Here is a 16,727-nt window from a genome sequence, read left to right on the forward strand (position 1 = left end):
CGACGCCCCGTCGGTTGTGCCAGCTGTGTTGATTTCCTTGCTGGACCGATCTCGCACTCGAACGGGTTTCGACGACGCCTCTGCGCTGCGCCATACCGTCGAACGGGCGGTACACGCCGAGCAGATCGGGATGCATCGATTCTGGGTGGCCGAGCATCACGGGGTGCCCGGCATCGCATCGGGTGCACCGGCAGTATTGGCCGCGGCGGTGGCCTCGCGGACCTCGCGTATCCGCGTCGGCTCCGGGGGAGTGATGCTGCCCAATCATCAGCCGCTGGTGGTGGCCGAGCAGTTCCTGATGTTGGAGTCGCTGTTTCCCGGCCGAATCGATCTGGGGGTCGGTCGCTCGCTGGGTTTCACCGAACCGGTGCGCGCAGCTCTGCGTCGAGATCGCGAAGCCCCTGACAGTTTCGAGGCCGATATCGCCGAACTGCGTTCGTATCTGGACGGTGCGGCACCGGTGACGGCTCGGCCGGCCGCCGCGCCTCCGGCGATGTTCGTACTCGCGACGGGTTCCGGCCTCGAGGTGGCTGCCCGCGCCGGCCTTCCGGTCGTCCTCGGCGGCCCTGTCCTGCAGCAGGACGATCCGTCCGCGCTGTATCGCAAGCACTTTCGGCCGTCGACGGTCAATCCTGAACCCTGCGTGATCGTCTCGCTCGACGTGATGATCGCAGCCGACGCGGCCGAGGCGCGCAGGCTCGCGATTCCCGAAGCGTGGGCGATGGCCAGATCGCGGCGCGAGGGCGAATTTCCGGCGCTGGAATCGGTGGCGGACATCGAGGCCTCCCCGTGGACGCCGCAGACGCGCGACCGAATCGAGGCCTCGTTGGCGTCGACGATTCTCGGCACTGCGACTCAGGTTCGTTCCCGGCTCGAGGAATTGGTCGAGCGCACCGGCGCGAACGAGATCATGGCGTCGACATCGACGTACGACCGCAGCGAGTTGTTCGATGCGGACGCCGCGCTCTCTCAACTGGTCGGCGCGGCCGGTTGAATCGGTGCTGTTGCCGCCAGCGCGGCGACCAGATCGCGTTGAATGTCGGTGACCGGCTCGGTGGCGTCGACCACCGCTGATACCGGTAGTCGCAGTCGGCGGTCGGCCTCGGTGCGGAACACCAATCCGGTCTTCGGGGTGCTGTCTGCTGTGCTGGAGTACAGGATCGACCAGCACTGCGGGTTCTTGAGCAGTTCGGCGCTGGCCGTGTGATCCGACGCGACGGGTGGCCCGAAGGTCAGCGGTAGGCCGCTGCGTTTCATCTCGCGCTCGATCACCCGGTGCAGCAGGATCTGTTCGCTGCGTTTGGGAAGCAGCAGGGGGTATTCGGCGAGCTGGCTCAGGCTGGGGTTGTCTGTGTCGGCCAGGGGATGTCCCTCGGGGAGAACGACGACGAGGTCCTCGGTCCACAGTTCGGTCACGTGCAACCCCGACCGTTCGACGCTGCCGCGGATGAGGGCCACTTGGCAGTCCCCTGACGTCACTGCTTCGATCTGTTCTGCGAATCGTTTCAGGACGAAGTCGATCTCGGCCTCGGGATGGCGTTCGCGTACCGAGACGATGGCGGCGATGGCATTGGCAGCGAAGGTCATGTTCCCGGTCAGGCGTAGTTGGTGTCGGCGTCGCGTCGTCAACGCCAGGGCGGATTGTTCGAGTTCCACCATGTGCCGAGCGATGGAGACCAATTGCGCTCCGACGACGGTCAATCGGACGGTCCTCGAGGTTCGTTCGAACAGGGGCTCGCCGATCTCCCTTTCCAGTTTCGCGATCTGCAGGCTGATTGCCGATTGCGAAACGTAGCAGCGTTCTGCCGCCCGGGAGAAGTTCAGTTCCTCCCCGACGGCAAGGAAGTACTTGAGCTGTCGTAGTTCCATCTGCGGCCCCTTCCATGAGCTCTACTCATAGATGCTATTTCAATTTCCGCGTTGATAGAGCGCCGGGTTCGGAGTTCCATGGAGTTGGTTCTTCGTATGGGAAAGGACTTGGGCTAGGAAAGGAAAGTGCAGTGCAAACGTACGACGTCGTCATCGTGGGATCGGGATTCGGAGCTTTGGCCGCCGCCAAGTCTCTGGGCAAGGCCGGTGTGACGTTCTCGCTGATCTCCAGCACCACCGAACACCTCTTCCAACCCCTGCTCTACCAGGCCGCCACCGGGATGCTCTCGACGGGCGAGATCGCTCCTCCGATTCGCCGCATCCTCGCGCAGTACGACTCCGCCGACGTCCGTCTGGGACGTGTCGTCGATGTGGACCCCGAAGCTCACCAGGTCACGTACATCGGTGCCGGCCAGAGCCACACCATCGGCTTCGGTCGCCTCATCGTCGCAACCGGTGCCACGCAGGCGTACTTCGGCCGCGACGAGTTCAAGGACCGCACGTACGCGCTCAAGACGGTGGACGACGCGATCGCACTGCGTGAGCAGATTCTGAGCTGCTACGAAACCGCGCACACGACCACCGATCCCGATCTCCGCACAGAGCTGCTCAGCTTCGTCGTGGTCGGAGCAGGCGCGACGGGCGTCGAGCTCGCAGGCCAGATCCGGGATCTCGCGCACCGCTACTTCGCCGGATCGTTCCCCGATATCGACCCGGATGACGTCACCGTCACCCTCGTCGACGGTGTCGACGAGGTGCTGCCCGCATTCGGCGGAAAACTCAGCGCGTACGCCCGCACGAAGCTCGAGAAGTCGGGCGTCGATGTCGTCACCGGGGCGATGGTCACCGATATCGCCGACGACGTCGTCACCGTGCAGGACGTCGAGACCAAGGCTGTGCGAACCTATCCGGCCAAGACGGTCATCTGGTCGGCAGGCGTTCAGGCCAGTGATCTGGCGGCCACGGTCGCCGAGCGCACCGGCTGCGAGACCGACCGTGCCGGACGCCTTCTCGTGCACGACGACCTGACGGTCGGCTCGGCGAAGGACATCTTCGCGATCGGCGATGTGACCTCGTTGCACAAGTTGCCCGGCCAGTCGCCGGTCGCGATGCAGCAGGGTCGCCACGTGGCCAAGATGATCATCGGAAAGGTCGACGCGGGAACCGCGTTCGAGTACACCGACAAGGGCAGTATGTCGATCGTCGGCCGGTTCAGTGCCGTGGCACGATTGTTCGGCAAGGTCGATATGTCTGGACCGATCGCCTGGCTCATGTGGCTCGCCGTACACCTGATGTACCTCGTCGGATTCCGCAATCGCTATGTGGCGGTGGTGTCCTGGATGACCTCGTACATCGGTGACAAGCGTCCGCACTTCCAGTACACCGACAAGTCGGCGTCGATGGAGGATCCGGCAGTTACGGCATCCGATGAAGACGAGCGCAGAGCGGCCTAGCTGCTTACCAGGCCGTTGCGGTAGGCCCAGATCACCACGTGCACTCGGGTATTGACGTCGAGTTTGCGGCAGATGTTGCCGATGTGGGTCTTCACCGTGCTCTGTTCGAGATGGAGGGATCGGGCAATCTCGCTGTTGCCGAGTCCCTGGGCCAACAGCTGCACCACCTCCATCTCGCGCGCGCTCAGATCATGCTGCGGTGGCGTCGAACTCGGGGCGCGGGTGCCGCGGCGAGCGAACTCGCTCATCAACCGCGGCGTCAGTCGTGGTGAGAGCGCAGCCCCACCGCCTGCCACGGTCACCACGGCCGCGGCCAATTCCTCCGGGTCGGTGTCCTTGAGCAGGAATCCGGACGCACCGATATCGAGAGCTGCGAACACGTATTCGTCGAGGTCGAACGTGGTGACGACGATGACGCGTACGCCGTCGAAGCGAGCGAGTATCTCGCGGGTCGCAGTGAGCCCGTCGCCGTTAGGCATCCTGATGTCCATCAGCACCACGTCGGGTCGCAGTGCCGATACCTGTTGAACAGCATGCGTTCCCGAGTGTGCGTGCCCGAGCACCTCGATGTCGGGACTGCCGGCGAGGAACAGCTCGAACCCCTGCCGCACGACGGGTTGGTCGTCGGCAATGAGGACGGTGATCATGCCGACGCCTCGCGCAGCTGAGAGATCTTGCCGCCGATGGGTAGCCGAGCGTGCACGGTCCAGGTCGATTCATCGGCAGACAATGCGGCGTCGAGGGTTCCGCCGAGCAGGGCAGCACGCTCCCGCATTCCTGGGATGCCGAACCCCTGTCCCGGAGAATCGGATTGGACGGAGCTGCCTGTTTCGACAGTGTTGGCGACTGTCACCTCGATGGTCGAGGAAAATTCCGTGACCTGAACGCGTACCGCGCATCTCGGTGCGTGGCGGCGGGCATTGGACAGCGCTTCCTGAACGACGCGGTAGCACGTCAATTGCACCGCACTGTCGATCTCGGCTGTCTGTCCGGTGATGTCGATGTCGATGGAGGCGAACGAGATCGCAGACTGTTCGATCAACTCGGGGATATCGGAGATCATCGGCTGCGGAGCGCTGTCGACCAGGTTGCCCGGGCGCAGGATGCCGACGATCTGACGCAGGCTGTCGAGGGTGCGCTGGCCGTGTCCGATTGCACCGGTGAGCAGTTCGCGGGCCTGATCGGGATCCGTCGCGATGAGCGTCTTCGATGCCTTGGCCGAAATGAGCATGCCGGTCAGGTGATGGGCGGCGACATCGTGCAGTTCGCGGGCCATGGTGCGGCGTTCGTTGTGGACAGCGGCGTCCAGTCGTTCTCGGTGTTCCGATTCCGCACGGTCCAGTGCCGCTTCGCTCTCGAGTTCCTGGGCCCGGTTCCGGGCGATGTACTTGCCGAGTGCGACGAGGACCGTGTAGTTGATGGCGAGGTTCGCCACCTGCTCGGCGACGACACCGATAGTGCCTCCGGGGCCGGCCGCCGCATCAGGGAAGGACAGGCGAGTGTCGACGCTGACGAGGATTTCGAGGGTCAACCCGAGGGCGATAGGGGCGAACAGCCGCACACCGGTCACTCGAATCGCCAAGGCCGCGATGGCGAACCAGTACAGCGGGGTGAACCCCAGAGTGCGGTCCGGGAGAACGAGAATCAGCGCCACGCTGATGGCCACCACTGTCAGATACGACGAGACGGGAAATCTCCTACGCACACACGTCACCGCGGTCATCGCCAACAGGGCAGCGATACTCGCGGCGACGAGCAGTGGGTTGCCGAGCAGTTCGTCGCGCGTATCACCGACCATGCCCGTGGAAAGTTGGAATCCGGCGTAGACGAGGGTGGCGAGCAACATCTCGATCGGAAGCACCACGGGGTTGCGTGGCCGCCAGGCGGGACGAAACGTGCTCCACCAACGCGTACCACCGAGTGTCACAGCCGACTCCGTTCTCCTGCCGCGTCTTGGGAACCCGTCTTCTTCGATCCCAGCACCCACAGCGGTCCGGTCACGAACCAGAAGAACGTGATGACTCCGAGCGGTGTTATCACGGTCTTCAACGCTGCTGCCTGCTCCGAGTCTGCCACGGTGTACGCGAGTCCGTAGGTGATCACCAGCGCGATCGCGGCGGCGCACAGCCATTTCACGAATCCGCGGATCTCGTTGCGATAGGCCTGTGGACTGGCTTTGGGAGGCTTGACCGGCGCCGGTCCGCCTGCGAACCGGTGGGCGAAGCGGACGTCGAGCCATGCCACCGTGGAGTGCGCGAACACCACGGTCCAGCCGAGGTAGATCCCGGCGAGGCGGTGCGCGAATTCGACCTCGCCGCCTCTGTGTAGATCGAGAGCCACTGCGGCCACGAGGATGATGTCGAGGACCGGGAGCAATGCCAGCGTGATGGTGCTGGCACGTCGCATCCGCGCCACGTAGCGCAGGCACAGTCCGCCGATCACCAGCACCCAGAAGCCGATCTCGCAGACTGCGATCGTGAGCAGAATCGGATTGTTCATGGGGTCCATGTCACCGCAGTCGATGCCTCACGAGATACCCCGGGCGTGGCGTCGTAGCTGGTGGTTCGGTAGAAGGTACGACGCCGGGCTCCACCGAAAGTCGTAGCGCTCCATGTCGGGCGATCGGCGGGTTAGGCTCGTCGACGTGATCCACCGCAGTCTTTTCGGGCACAGGGTTGCCGCGCGTCAGCCGAAGATCTTCTGGCTCTTTCTCGCTGTTGCAATCGTCGCGACGGGCGTGATCGTCGTGGAGTCGCGTGCACCCGACGCGGCCGAGGTCGCGCTTCCCGAAACGCCCGGGACGAGTGCGTTCAGTGCGGTGTCCGACGATCGGAGCGATCCACCAACGGAAATTCCCGGGTGTGCAACAGTTCTCGCTCCCGACAATTCCGCAGTAGCTTTCGTGGTCGATGAAGGCAGTTACGACGATCCTCGCTATCCGTGGTTGTCCGGGCGTAAGGCAACTGCTCTGTCCGACGCACTTGCGTCCGCATTGCCGAACGACACAACCATCGAGTTCGCTGCGCCGGGCAGCGCCCTGTTTCTTACCGAATCGGCACTTCGTTTCGGTCCCGTTCAAGGTCCCTCGCGCAGTAGTTCGGTGGACGACCCGTCGTTCTTCGCGAGCTCGAATGCGGCCGGACTGCTGATCCGCAACGGCCGGGGCGTCGACCTGAATGTGTCGCTCTCCCAATCGAAGCGCGGTGTACCGTCCTGCATCGGTGGGAATCTCGATCGCAGACAGGTGTTGGCCGACGGTACGGTCGTCGACACCAAGGAGTCCACCGGCGACGTCGACGGTAGAACTGCGGTGATCAGGACGGTATCCGCGTACGCACCGGACGGAACGACTCTGTCCGTCAACGCAAGTCAATTCGTGTCCTCGGACGAAGTGATGTCGATGGAAGACCTGGTGACTGTTGCCTCGTCGAGCGACCTGCGCATCGACGCACCCATACCGCCCGGCACTCGCCCGGCACCTCAGCCCTGCAGCGGTACTGGCACCGCTCAGGATGGACCCGCTGTCACGTGGTCCGAGGCCGACCGTATCGGTCGGGCATTGGAACATGCTCGTATCCGCGCATTGCGGGCCGTCATCGCATTCGAGCAACCGCTGACGCCGATGCAACGAGGTTCGTTCACCGACGACACGTTGTGCACGTCCGGAACGATCATGACGCCGGGTTCGGAAGGGGTTCTGAGCGTCTCGATCACAGGAGGGCAGCCGCTTCCGGAGATTCCCGACCGGTACGATCCGGCCGCTGATCGCTCTGTCGATGTGGTCCGCTTGCCGGACGGATCGATCTCGGAGCGCTCGAAGCGCGGGGCTCGGACCGTCACTGTCACCCGGCCTTCGGGCACTCGTGTTCGGATCTCGTCGACGTCCGCGGGTGATCTCATCACCATCGGCAATCTCGAGTCCATCGCGACAGCACCGGGTTTGGACCTGTGAGCATTCGGTGGCCGGTCTGGGCCGCGGGAGCTGTGGCACTGGTGACCGTCTTTGCTGCGGTGATCGTCGTCGCGCAGGATGACCCTGTGCCTGCGGTTGCGACTGCGCCGAACGCGGCGACCACGGCGACCACGGCGACCAAGGTGGTTCCCCGTTCGCCCGAGGTCCAGTGGTCCAGGTCGGCCGAGGATGTGTACGGCCGCGAGTTCGCGAAGTTCGGTGATCTGGCTGTGGGGAACCGATTCCATTCCGGTTCAGCATCATTCATCGATGCGGGCCAGGTGTACATCACCTCCGTGGGTCTGCCGGATCCTGCCAACGGAAACTTCGACGCGCCGGCGATGGTGGGACTCGCGGCCGGAGATGGGTCCACCGTCTGGCGGCGTGACGACATTCGGGTCGACTCCTGCGCCGAGCAGCTTCTGGCCGGATCCCTGGTCTGCCTGTCGGACGACGAATCGGAGAGCCCGGAATCGACGATCGTTCTGGTGAACGCCATGACCGGTGCGGGCCGCTCCGTTCGGGTGCCCTACCCGATCATCGCCATGGGGACCGACGGATCTTCTCTTTATTCGGTCAATTCCACTGTGGCACCTGGAGGTTACGAGGGCGCGCCGCAGCTTCAGAAGGGTTCCGCGGACGATCTCGGGCGTGAGTGGGTCACCGAGTTTCCCGGCCAGGCGCTCTATGCGGGGTTGCCGAGTTCGGCGATCACCGTCGACGGCTCCTATGGCCTGGGACGCTTCGGCCCCACGGCAATAGGATTCGACTCGGCTTCCGGGGCAATCACCTGGTATCGGGGGTATCCCGACAGCTGCATCCAGCAACCGCACCGGGTGCAGCCGGCATTGGTGATCATGACCGAGTTGGTGTGTTCGCAGTCCGAATCGTTCACCGGCACCGCCGCGGTCACTTCCGATGGCCGAGTTCTCGCCAGGTCGTCGACGCCGATCTATCCTTTTCCCGAAATCGACGCTCCCGCTGACCTGTCGCTGCCGATGATTGTCGGTGACACCGCGTTCGACCGTTCGACCGGAGCGTTCGCCTGGTCGAGTCCGCTGTTGGCGTCGACCAACGGGGTGGCCGTCGCCGGTGATGTGGTGATCGCGCGGGCCCCCGGCACCGCGCACGTGAGCGCCCTCGACCTGCGATCCGGCGCAGTCCGGTGGGAGAACGATCCTGGTGATTACTATCCGATCACCGCGTACGCCGATGGTCTCGCGTACTTCGCCGTCGGCGGCACCGTCGAGTCGATTGCACTCGATGACGGTTCGACTCGACGACGGGTCGAGATCGAGCCGACACCGGACCGTTTCAGCCGCGAGCCGTCCCTCGGATCGCGGGTGACGCGATCCGGCGATCGCCTCGTGTACTCGTCCACGGCCCACCTTGCCCTCGTCGACCGATAGTCGAACGCGCTACTGTGGAACTACACATACAGGACAGCGCACCCACGATCAGGGAGTCCACCATGGCAGGCAAGAAGATCGACAGAGTCCATGCACAATCTGCACTGGAGACGGTTCGCGAAAATCCCGGAATCGCACTGATCGCCGCTGCGCCCGCGTTGGTGGTGTTGGCAGTGGTGTGGTGGTTGCTCGGATTCCCCGCGGCGTTGATTCTGTTGATCGCAGCGGGTGGTGCCGGCTATCTGTATCTCAGGAACCGTTAGTCGTCTCAGGATCCGTTAGTCATCTCAGGATCCGTTAGTCGGTTTCGGCGCGGGGGATACAGAACTCGGTGATCGTGGCCGATCCGGCAGCCATCTCTGCCCAGGACTGCTCGGTGGTGAGCACCGCAATCGCTGACGTAGGGAAGCGATGTCGGACCTCGCGGGCCAGGTCGGTGTCGTCGTCGGTCGCCAATTCGAGTGCTGTCCAGGGGATTCCCGGTTCGTGTCCGACGACCAACAGCGTCGAGACGGCCACGTCGCCGAAATAGGTGTCCGCAAGACGGATCTCGTCGATGATCTCGTCCGCCGACCCGCCGTAGATGTCTCGCTCGAATCGAGTGGGAGCATCGCCCAGCCCGGTTGCGGCCAAGGTTTCTCGGGTGCGTAGGGCGGTCGAGCACAGGACTGCATCGACGGTGCCTACGTGCTCGCTGATCCAGGCTCCGGCGAGTCCGGCCTCGCGTTGGCCGCGCGGTGCCAGGGGACGCTCGTGGTCGGGAATTCCGTCGGGGTAGCCGGATTTGCCGTGCCGCATCAGCACGAGGGTCCTAGTGGTCGCCATGCTGTCCACCGTAAACGGTCAGAGCGTGCGAATCGGTTAGAACGTCCACCGGTTCCGGGAAGACGAATCGGCGCATCGCCCACCATCGAAATGCGGTCGCCAACAGGGTGCCGATGATGGAACCACTGACGAAGTCCGCGATGTTCTCGGTGAGGAAGGACACGTTGGGAGCACGGAGATCCAGCACGTAACTCGACGCCCAGAGCGGGAGTTGGTTGATCGCCAGGCCGGTTCCGGCGACGACGAAGAAGAGCGCCGCCTCATGGTGTCGACGACGTCCGCCGCGGGCTGTGAAGGACCATTCGCGGTTGAGGATGTAGGACACGATCGTCGCGATCAGAACGGCCAGAACGTTCGCCGTCACAGGCTTGTCCTGCAGAATCGTCCACTTCAGGCCGAAGAACAGCACGACGGTCACGACGAAGGTGATCGCTCCCACGATGAGGAACTTCAGGGCCTCCGCGTGCTTGACGAGGGGCTCGAGCCATCGCTGGGGAACGTGGTCGGTGAGGCGGTCGGACACATGCATCCCATCGACGTTACCTCGAGTAAGGGATTGGGTTCGCCGGTGAACGATAGGCTCGCGGCGTCATGAACAGAGCCCGCTTGTCCGTCCTGGTGGTCTTCTTCGTCAACGGCGCGGTGTTCGCGAACTGGGCTCCCCGCATTCCGGAGATACAGAACGCGTTGTCGATCGATGTCGCGACGCTCGGGCTCGCATTGACCGGAGTCGGTCTCGGCGGGCTCGCGGCCGCGCCCCTGGCGGCCTCGCTGGTTCGACGGTTCGGCAGTCGGTGGGCGATTCTGGCCTCGGGCTTGCTGTTGTGCTCTTCGTTCGTGCTCCCCGCAGTGGCCGTCTCATGGTGGACGCTGCTCGCCGCGCTGGTGCTGCTCGGCGGTGCGGACTCGGTGATGGACATTTCCATGAACGCGCAGGGCGTGCTCGTCGAGGAACGCCTTGGTAGATCGGTGCTGAGCAGCTTCCATGCTGCGTGGAGCGTCGGTGCCGTGGTCGGGGGAGTCACCGGTGCGGCGGCGGCAGGCATCCGGATGCCGGTAGCTGCGCATTTCGGCTTGGTGGCTGTGGTGCTGGGGGCGGTCCTGGCTGCAGTCGGGCGGGGCCTGCTGGGCCCGGAACCCGTCGCGCCCACATCCGATGTCGACCGCGACGTGCCGCAGCTGGTCGTCCGTCCCACTGCAGCGCTGGCGATGCTCGGTGTCGTCGTACTGCTCGCGGGTCTGATGGAGGACTTTCCGCAGTCGTGGAGCGCTGTCTACATGACGACGGAAGAGGGCGCGGGTCCCGGCTCGGCGGGTATCGCATTCGTAGCCTTCTCGGCGGCGATGCTGATCGGCCGGTTGGTCGGAGATCGGATCGTCGATCGGTTCGGGCCGTCCGCGGTGTTGACGGGTGGCGCGTCTGTGGTCGCCGTGGCTTTCCTCGTCATCCTGGGGTTGTCGAGTCTCTACGCGGATCTACCGGTACTGGTCATAGCGGCCTTCGCCCTTGCAGGTCTGGGCTCGAGTCCGCTGTTTCCTGTCGTCTTCAGCCTGGCCGGGCGGCTCCCGGGTATGTCCTCGGCCGCGGCCATCTCGGTCGTCTCGCTGGTCTCACGCATCGGTTTTCTTCTGGCACCGTTGGCGGTCGGTCGCGTCGTGGACGCGTCGGGCTTCGGACCGGTGCTGGCTGCTATCGCAGCGGCCGGTGTCGTCGTTGCGGTGATCGGCTGGTGTTACGGCCGCAGATTCCCCATCGATACCGATCAGAGCCGCGACCGAAGATAGGTGCGCAACGACTGCCGTACCTCCTCGGCTGCAAACTGGTCGGGATACGTCACTGCCTGCAGAGTCAGCCCATCGATGAACGTGTGCAGTTCGGCGGCAGCATGTTCGTCCGCGGCGCGGTCGAATGTGAAGGCGGGAGAGTCCGGTCGATCGAGATCGTGCAGGTGTGCCCACGCGAGCCGGCACAGGTACCGACTGCCGAACCATCCTGCCGTCTTGAGGGCGGCGAGCCGTTCGTCGAATCGGGCTCGCACGATCGCTTCCAGCCAGACCGACGCTTCGGCTCGGCGGTCCTCGTCGAGTGGTAGCAACTCTTCGAGCACGCGGATTGCGCGTACGTGGCCGTCACCGTCGGTCGGGTGCGCCTCCAAGCGATGTACGACGCGTTGCGTCATGGCCTCGGCCGCGAACAGGACGAGTTCTCCTTGGTCGGAGAAGTAGTACCGCAGTGACCCGGGTGAGACTCCGGCTTCGGCGGCAACGCTGCGCACCGTCGCCCCGTTCATCCCGGCTCGTTCGATGACGCGCCACACCGCAGCGACGATCTCGGCCCGGCGTGCGTCGTGGTCGACGATCTTCGGCATCGGTCTGTTCTAGCACGAGAAAATCTTTTTGATACAAGTGTGCTTTCAAGTGATATGGTACATCTGTGTTAATTAAGCTGACGGGGCTGGCGTTGGTGGACAGCATCGGTGTCGGCACTCTTGCGGTTCCGCTGTGGATGATGCTGCGGCCGTCGTTCCGGGCGCGGGTCGTTCTGCTGCATCTGACTGTGTTGGGACTGATCTACCTCGGGGTTGGTATCGCCGTGTGGGCAGGCACCGATGGGCTGAGCGTGGCGCTTCCCGGCAACGCGTGGATTCGCTTGGCGGTGGGGCTTGTGGTTGTGGCCACGGGTCTGGTCTGTGACCGTCGGCGGCGGGGTGAGGGCACGGCGTGGTGGACGCGGCCCCCTACGGGTGCTCGCGGGGGGGGGGGTGCTGCTCTCTGCGGTTGTGGGCGCGGTGGAGGTGGCGACGATGCTGCCCTACTTCGTGGCGATCGACACCGTGGGCGAGGCCGGACGGGGATGGGGCGTCTCGTCGCTGCTGCTCGCGGGTTACGTGCTGGTGACGCTCGCGCCGGCGCTCGTCCTGCTCACAATCAGAGTTTCTGCGCAAGAACATGTTTCGTCGATCATTCCCGCGCTGCTCCGGCGCGTGGATCGCTGGAACGGGGGAGTGACGGCAACGGTGTTGCTCGTGGTGGGCGCACTACTGGCTGCGGATGCGGCACTCGAACTGGACCTGGTCTGACCTGGCTGTGATCCGAATCGATGAAGGGGAAGCGATGAAAGCAAGAGATGCGCGCAGTATCGCCATGATCGTGGCCGGAGCTGTGCTGGCGCTGTTCTTCTGGGACCTGCGGGTGTTGTGGTTTCAGGGCGGCCCGATCGGCTGTCTCCTGTTGGTGCTCGCGACGGTCGACGTATGGGATTCGCGTCGCGGCACCCCGAAGCAGGGACTGCTTGCGGAACTGCGAGACGACGTCGTCGGCACGAAAGACTCGAGCGATGAGTCCGGGCGTGACACTCGTCCGTGACCGGTGCCGCCGACTCGGGTCGCCTGTACGGTACTGAATTCTCGGCGCAGCCGTGATAAACAAGCTGTTCGGCGATGCTCTACCGAACGGAATGGTGGTGACCTGGTGACGACCGGTGTCGACGCGGGGTCCGCTACTCGCTCGCCTCGGCGTGGTCTGGCCGCAGCAGGCACTGTCGTGATGGTCCTCGGTCTCGTGGCCGGTTGGGTCTTCGTCTACTTCATCGGCCTGGTGGGTGCGCTGTGGCGATTCCGTGAACCGAATGCCTCGCCGCCGACCCTCACGCTGTCGGACCAATGGATGGACCTTGCGGTCGGTCTCGCGCAGGTGGCCGTCGGGGCTGTCGCGATTGCGGCTGTGTACCTCGTGCGTCGCCGAACCTTGCCTTCGGTGTTGCCGCCGCGTCGCGGCACCGCGTTCGAGGCGGCCATCACCTGGTGTGCGGCAATCGGGGCCGCGTCCGTGTTGTTGCTCGTGTTGTCGCGGATGGATGTGTTGCGATTCAGCTTCTCTGTACCGGCTTCGGTCGAATCCGATTGGCTTGCAGTGCTTTCTGCGCTCACCGTGGGTTTGCGTGAGGAGCCGATCCTGGTGGCCCTCCCGGTGCTGCTGCTTGTGGGCAGGGTGCCGGTCTGGGCCATCGTGGCGTTGTCGGCGTGCATGCGGGGCCTTCTCTACCTGTACTTCGGCGGCGGCGGCTTTCTGTGGGCGCTGTGCTGGGGCGCGGCCGCGGTGTGGGTGTTCTATCGCTACCGGCGGCTGTGGGTATTGATCGTGGTGCACGGGTTGGTGATGAACGTCCAGGTCTTCGATCGAGTGATCCCGTCCGAGAACGCAGCGACGATCATGCAATGGGTCAACATACTGATCCTGTTCACTGCGCTGTTGTGGTGGCTGACTCCCAGAGCGCTCGAGGCGTTTCTGCCGAACACGGTATCCGTGCGGTACAGCGAGTCGACGGCCGAGATGACGCCCGTGGTGGCCGAGGTCGTGCTCGATCCGAAGAAGCTCGATCCTGGTAGCGGCGATCCGGGTGTGCGTAGAAGCGGACCGCCGGTCACGTCCTGACCATGCGGGCATTGAGGCAGTCCCACTCCGGGTCCAGCACTGTGGTGCCGTCCAATTCGAAACGATGCTTGCGATAGAACGCGATGGCGCGCTCGTTTCCTGCAGCCAGCCACAGATACGCGGGTTCGTCTGTGCCGCCGATCACGTCAGTCATCAGGTCCGTTGCGATTCCGGTGCCGTGGTGCTCGGGCACCACGTTCAGTGACCACAGTTCGGTCGACGCAGGCGCATCGAGGTCGCGTGGTGGGCCGCCGGTGGCGAAACCGACGATGCGCGCATCGCTGGAGTCGACGGCGCACCGGGTCCGCACACCGCGACTCGATTCTTCGTCGCGGCGGGCGATGATCCGTTCCCATCGTTCGATGCGATCGCAGGGGCGTATCGCATCGAGCTTGGCGCTGTTCATGATTCCCGCATACGTGGCCTTCCAGATTGCCACGTGCGCAGTGCCGAGTTGCTCTTCGTCGCCCGGTCGGACGTCACGGATCGTGTAGCTGGCCACGGTTGTAGTTATACCGATACGGGGGTCGATCGGTCGTCGGAATTTCTTGTCGTACCCCTCTCGTACTATCGAATGTATGTTCGATACGGGTGGGTGGGGAGCGGCGCAGGCACCGCTGGTCGATGACTGCATTGCAGGGTTTCTCGATGTCATCGCGCTCAACCGTGTCAACGAGAACCTTGCCCGCGCGGCGACTGTGCTCGCGTACTGCGATGTGCTCGAGATGCGCCTCGAGGCGGCCGAAGCCGCCGGCGGCGATCCGGGCGAGACCGTCCGCGGTGCCCTGTGCGATCTGGCCGTGACGATGACCAAAACGCGTCACGATGCGTCCGTGGTACACGATGTCGCGGAGCGTCTGCATCGAATGCCGTTGACTGCCTTGCGTTTCGTGACCGGCAGCTTCGACTGGTCGACGGTGGTCACTATCACCTCGGTCTTGCATCGTGCCAGTGACGAGACGATCGCGAACATCGAATTCGAGGTGTGTGCCTCGGGTGGTCGAATGCGTCCGCAGGCGCTGCGCAATCGGATATGGCGGCTGTGGATGAAGGCCGATCCGATCGGTGCCGCAGCGGCCCGTGAGACCGCGAAGTCCGAGGAGCTCGGAGTGAGAGTCGACCGCACCGGTCCGGGCGGGATTGCGTCGCTCATCGCGAAGATCACCGATCTCGAAGCTGCGGAAGCCGACGCACTCATCGTCGAGATCGTCCGGACGGTCTGCACGGGAGACCCACGATCGACGGGCGCGTTGCGGGCCGCGGGTCTGATGGCGTTATTGCACGGCGAGCATTCGCTGGCGTGCCAGTGCGATCGCGGCGACGACTGCCCGGTGGCGGGCGCTGTCGACGATATTCCTCCTCGGCGCGGGCATCTCCTCCAGATCGTGGTGGCGGTGGAGACGCTACTGGGACTGTCCTCGGAGCCCGCGACCCTTGCCGACGGGACTCCCATCGACCCCGAAGTGGCGCGCATCGTCGCCACGGACGCGAAGTGGCAGGCGCTGCTGACCGAGCTGGTCGAGATGGTGAAGCCCGAACAAACAGACACGGGCGACGACGGATTTGGCAATGGTGGTCCAGACGGCGGTGGTCCGGATTGTGGTAGTCCCGACGACGGTGGTCCAGACGGCGGTGGATCTGGAAGTTGCAGCCCAGACGACGTCGGCGGTCCTCGCCACGGCGGCACCACGGGCAACCCGGACAGCCCAGCCCCGGCGCGCCCCGGAGGTCCTTCCTTCTCCGACGTCGACCATGCCGGCTCACTCGGCGGCGAAGGGTCGAGTGTGCAGTCGAATTCGTTCGGATCGTTCTCTGCGGCGGTGCCGTCGGTGTTGCGTCGGGTGGTCGGCATGGGTCGGGTGCGAGGTCCCGCCCAGCTTCCGTCCGTGCGTCTTGTGGGTGCCCACTGTCTCCCACCTGCGGTCCCGCTACCGGGGGAGGAGTCTGTCCGCGATGGGCTCGTCGCACGGTGGCTTGCATGGATCGCCGAACGGCCCGAGCGTGCTCGCGGTATCTTTCCCGACGGTCACGGCGGTGAGTTCGCTCCGTCGAAGTCGGCGATCACGTATCGGCCCGGTGCCCGCGGCGCCGCGTTCGTTCGTGCTGCGTATCGCACGTGTACGTTCCCCAACTGCGACGTGCCGGCGGCCCGGTGTCAGATCGATCATCTGGTTCCCTTCGATCACGACGATCCGGGGCGCGGCGGCTGGACGATCGTGACCAATCTTCAGCCGGTGTGCGTGTTCCATCATCAGGCCAAGACCTCGGGGGCGTGGTCGGCGGTGATGCTCGCCGACGGCGCGATTCTGTGGTCGAACTCCCTCGGTCTGCGCACAGTCACGTTGCCGGAGTTGTCCATCGCGGCTCCCCGCCTATCGCGCCGACGGCGAAAGGCCTCGTCCAGGCCGGGAGCGAGGCCGGTCGAACCCACCCGCTGGGAGCTCGACTACAGCGGGTGTATACCTCCGACGCTCGACGACTGTCGCTCTGCAGCAACAGATATCGATCGAAGAAGGTTGGCGGAGAGACGGCGTGCCTACCTCGAACACTGTCGCGTCGTCCACGCGCGCGTTCGATACGACCGCACCCGATACGACCCTCCGCCGTTCTGACGGCAACTCGCGCAGGTGTGATCGAGCCTGCAGACCTGCTACCTTGAACGCCGTTCAAGTCTTTGGGGGCAGCGCGCTGCCCCACTCCTCGAGGAGCCACCCGTGTCCGATGTCGACAGCAATACTCGCCCGCCGAGCCGTAAGGTCAGCCGAATGAACGTCTCTGCCCGCG

At 64.6% G+C, this 16,727-nt stretch carries 18 protein-coding genes; 10 read left to right on the forward strand and 8 right to left on the reverse strand.

Annotated elements, in window-relative coordinates; genetic code table 11:
• The first annotated feature begins 25 nt into the window (after positions 1-25).
• Positions 26-994, forward strand: coding sequence for an MsnO8 family LLM class oxidoreductase (locus ACOQFP_RS12010; RefSeq protein ID WP_421584479.1), 969 nt, complete (start codon positions 26-28; stop codon positions 992-994).
• Here ACOQFP_RS12010 and ACOQFP_RS12015 read toward each other — a convergent pair.
• Positions 970-1,869, reverse strand: coding sequence for a LysR family transcriptional regulator (locus ACOQFP_RS12015; protein ID WP_421584428.1), 900 nt, complete (start codon positions 1,867-1,869; stop codon positions 970-972). The genes ACOQFP_RS12010 and ACOQFP_RS12015 overlap by 25 nt on opposite strands.
• Before the next feature lie 131 nt (positions 1,870-2,000).
• On the opposite strand from ACOQFP_RS12015, the gene ACOQFP_RS12020 reads away from it, so the two are divergent.
• Positions 2,001-3,323: an NAD(P)/FAD-dependent oxidoreductase gene (locus ACOQFP_RS12020; RefSeq protein ID WP_206486686.1), complete on the forward strand. Its 1,323-nt coding sequence runs from the start codon at positions 2,001-2,003 to the stop codon at positions 3,321-3,323.
• Here the strand turns inward: ACOQFP_RS12020 and ACOQFP_RS12025 are convergent.
• The 3 genes from ACOQFP_RS12025 to ACOQFP_RS12035 are packed head-to-tail and all read right to left on the reverse strand — an operon-like array spanning position 3,320 to position 5,822.
• Complete coding sequence (locus ACOQFP_RS12025; RefSeq protein ID WP_421584429.1) at positions 3,320-3,970, reverse strand: response regulator; 651 nt, start codon at positions 3,968-3,970, stop codon at positions 3,320-3,322. The genes ACOQFP_RS12020 and ACOQFP_RS12025 overlap by 4 nt on opposite strands.
• Entirely contained in the window at positions 3,967-5,250 is a 1,284-nt protein-coding gene (locus tag ACOQFP_RS12030; RefSeq protein WP_421584430.1) for a sensor histidine kinase, read from the reverse strand. Before ACOQFP_RS12030 ends, ACOQFP_RS12025 begins: the two co-directional genes overlap by 4 nt.
• Entirely contained in the window at positions 5,247-5,822 is a 576-nt protein-coding gene (locus ACOQFP_RS12035) for a hypothetical protein (protein WP_421584431.1), read from the reverse strand. Before ACOQFP_RS12035 ends, ACOQFP_RS12030 begins: the two co-directional genes overlap by 4 nt.
• 145 nt (positions 5,823-5,967) lie before the next feature.
• On the opposite strand from ACOQFP_RS12035, the gene ACOQFP_RS12040 reads away from it, so the two are divergent.
• The 3 genes from ACOQFP_RS12040 to ACOQFP_RS12050 all read left to right on the forward strand — a co-directional run bounded on the left by ACOQFP_RS12040 (position 5,968) and on the right by ACOQFP_RS12050 (position 8,947).
• Positions 5,968-7,275, forward strand: coding sequence for a hypothetical protein (locus ACOQFP_RS12040; protein ID WP_421584432.1), 1,308 nt, complete (start codon positions 5,968-5,970; stop codon positions 7,273-7,275).
• Positions 7,272-8,684: a PQQ-binding-like beta-propeller repeat protein gene (locus tag ACOQFP_RS12045; protein ID WP_421584433.1), complete on the forward strand. Its 1,413-nt coding sequence runs from the start codon at positions 7,272-7,274 to the stop codon at positions 8,682-8,684. The genes ACOQFP_RS12040 and ACOQFP_RS12045 overlap by 4 nt, the downstream gene beginning before the upstream one ends.
• Positions 8,685-8,746: 62 nt before the next feature.
• A complete protein-coding gene (locus tag ACOQFP_RS12050; protein ID WP_027498199.1) occupies positions 8,747-8,947 on the forward strand; it encodes a membrane protein in 201 nt (66 codons plus the stop codon).
• A gap of 34 nt (positions 8,948-8,981) precedes the next feature.
• Here ACOQFP_RS12050 and ACOQFP_RS12055 read toward each other — a convergent pair whose 3' ends face one another.
• Together ACOQFP_RS12055 and ACOQFP_RS12060 are read right to left on the reverse strand one after the other, a co-directional pair.
• Complete coding sequence (locus tag ACOQFP_RS12055; RefSeq protein WP_421584434.1) at positions 8,982-9,509, reverse strand: SixA phosphatase family protein; 528 nt, start codon at positions 9,507-9,509, stop codon at positions 8,982-8,984.
• Positions 9,496-10,038: a GtrA family protein gene (locus ACOQFP_RS12060; protein WP_421584435.1), complete on the reverse strand. Its 543-nt coding sequence runs from the start codon at positions 10,036-10,038 to the stop codon at positions 9,496-9,498. The genes ACOQFP_RS12055 and ACOQFP_RS12060 overlap by 14 nt, the downstream gene beginning before the upstream one ends.
• Positions 10,039-10,100: 62 nt before the next feature.
• Between ACOQFP_RS12060 and ACOQFP_RS12065 the strand changes: the two genes are divergently transcribed.
• Positions 10,101-11,294 (forward strand): MFS transporter, encoded by a 1,194-nt coding sequence (locus tag ACOQFP_RS12065; protein ID WP_421584436.1) that lies wholly within the window; start codon positions 10,101-10,103, stop codon positions 11,292-11,294.
• Here ACOQFP_RS12065 and ACOQFP_RS12070 read toward each other — a convergent pair.
• The gene (locus ACOQFP_RS12070; RefSeq protein ID WP_421584437.1) at positions 11,273-11,878 is read right to left on the reverse strand and encodes a TetR/AcrR family transcriptional regulator; all 606 of its coding nucleotides are present in this window, start codon (positions 11,876-11,878) and stop codon (positions 11,273-11,275) included. The genes ACOQFP_RS12065 and ACOQFP_RS12070 overlap by 22 nt on opposite strands.
• Positions 11,879-12,253: 375 nt before the next feature.
• Between ACOQFP_RS12070 and ACOQFP_RS12075 the strand changes: the two genes are divergently transcribed.
• From ACOQFP_RS12075 to ACOQFP_RS12085, 3 genes are all read left to right on the forward strand, one after another.
• Complete coding sequence (locus ACOQFP_RS12075) at positions 12,254-12,589, forward strand: GAP family protein (RefSeq protein ID WP_421584438.1); 336 nt, start codon at positions 12,254-12,256, stop codon at positions 12,587-12,589.
• Positions 12,590-12,623: 34 nt separating this feature from the next.
• A complete protein-coding gene (locus tag ACOQFP_RS12080; protein ID WP_421584439.1) occupies positions 12,624-12,875 on the forward strand; it encodes a hypothetical protein in 252 nt (83 codons plus the stop codon).
• Between the two features lie 105 nt (positions 12,876-12,980).
• Complete coding sequence (locus ACOQFP_RS12085; RefSeq protein ID WP_421584440.1) at positions 12,981-13,943, forward strand: CPBP family intramembrane glutamic endopeptidase; 963 nt, start codon at positions 12,981-12,983, stop codon at positions 13,941-13,943.
• On the opposite strand, the gene ACOQFP_RS12090 is transcribed toward ACOQFP_RS12085, so the two are convergent.
• A complete protein-coding gene (locus ACOQFP_RS12090; protein ID WP_421584441.1) occupies positions 13,933-14,445 on the reverse strand; it encodes a GNAT family N-acetyltransferase in 513 nt (170 codons plus the stop codon). The genes ACOQFP_RS12085 and ACOQFP_RS12090 overlap by 11 nt on opposite strands.
• Positions 14,446-14,521: 76 nt before the next feature.
• Between ACOQFP_RS12090 and ACOQFP_RS12095 the strand changes: the two genes are divergently transcribed.
• The gene (locus ACOQFP_RS12095; RefSeq protein WP_421584442.1) at positions 14,522-16,555 is read left to right on the forward strand and encodes an HNH endonuclease; all 2,034 of its coding nucleotides are present in this window, start codon (positions 14,522-14,524) and stop codon (positions 16,553-16,555) included.
• Positions 16,556-16,727: the final 172 nt, after the last annotated feature.

It is taken from the genome of Rhodococcus sp. MALMAid1271, from assembly GCF_049195265.1.
Lineage (GTDB): Bacteria > Actinomycetota > Actinomycetes > Mycobacteriales > Mycobacteriaceae > Rhodococcoides.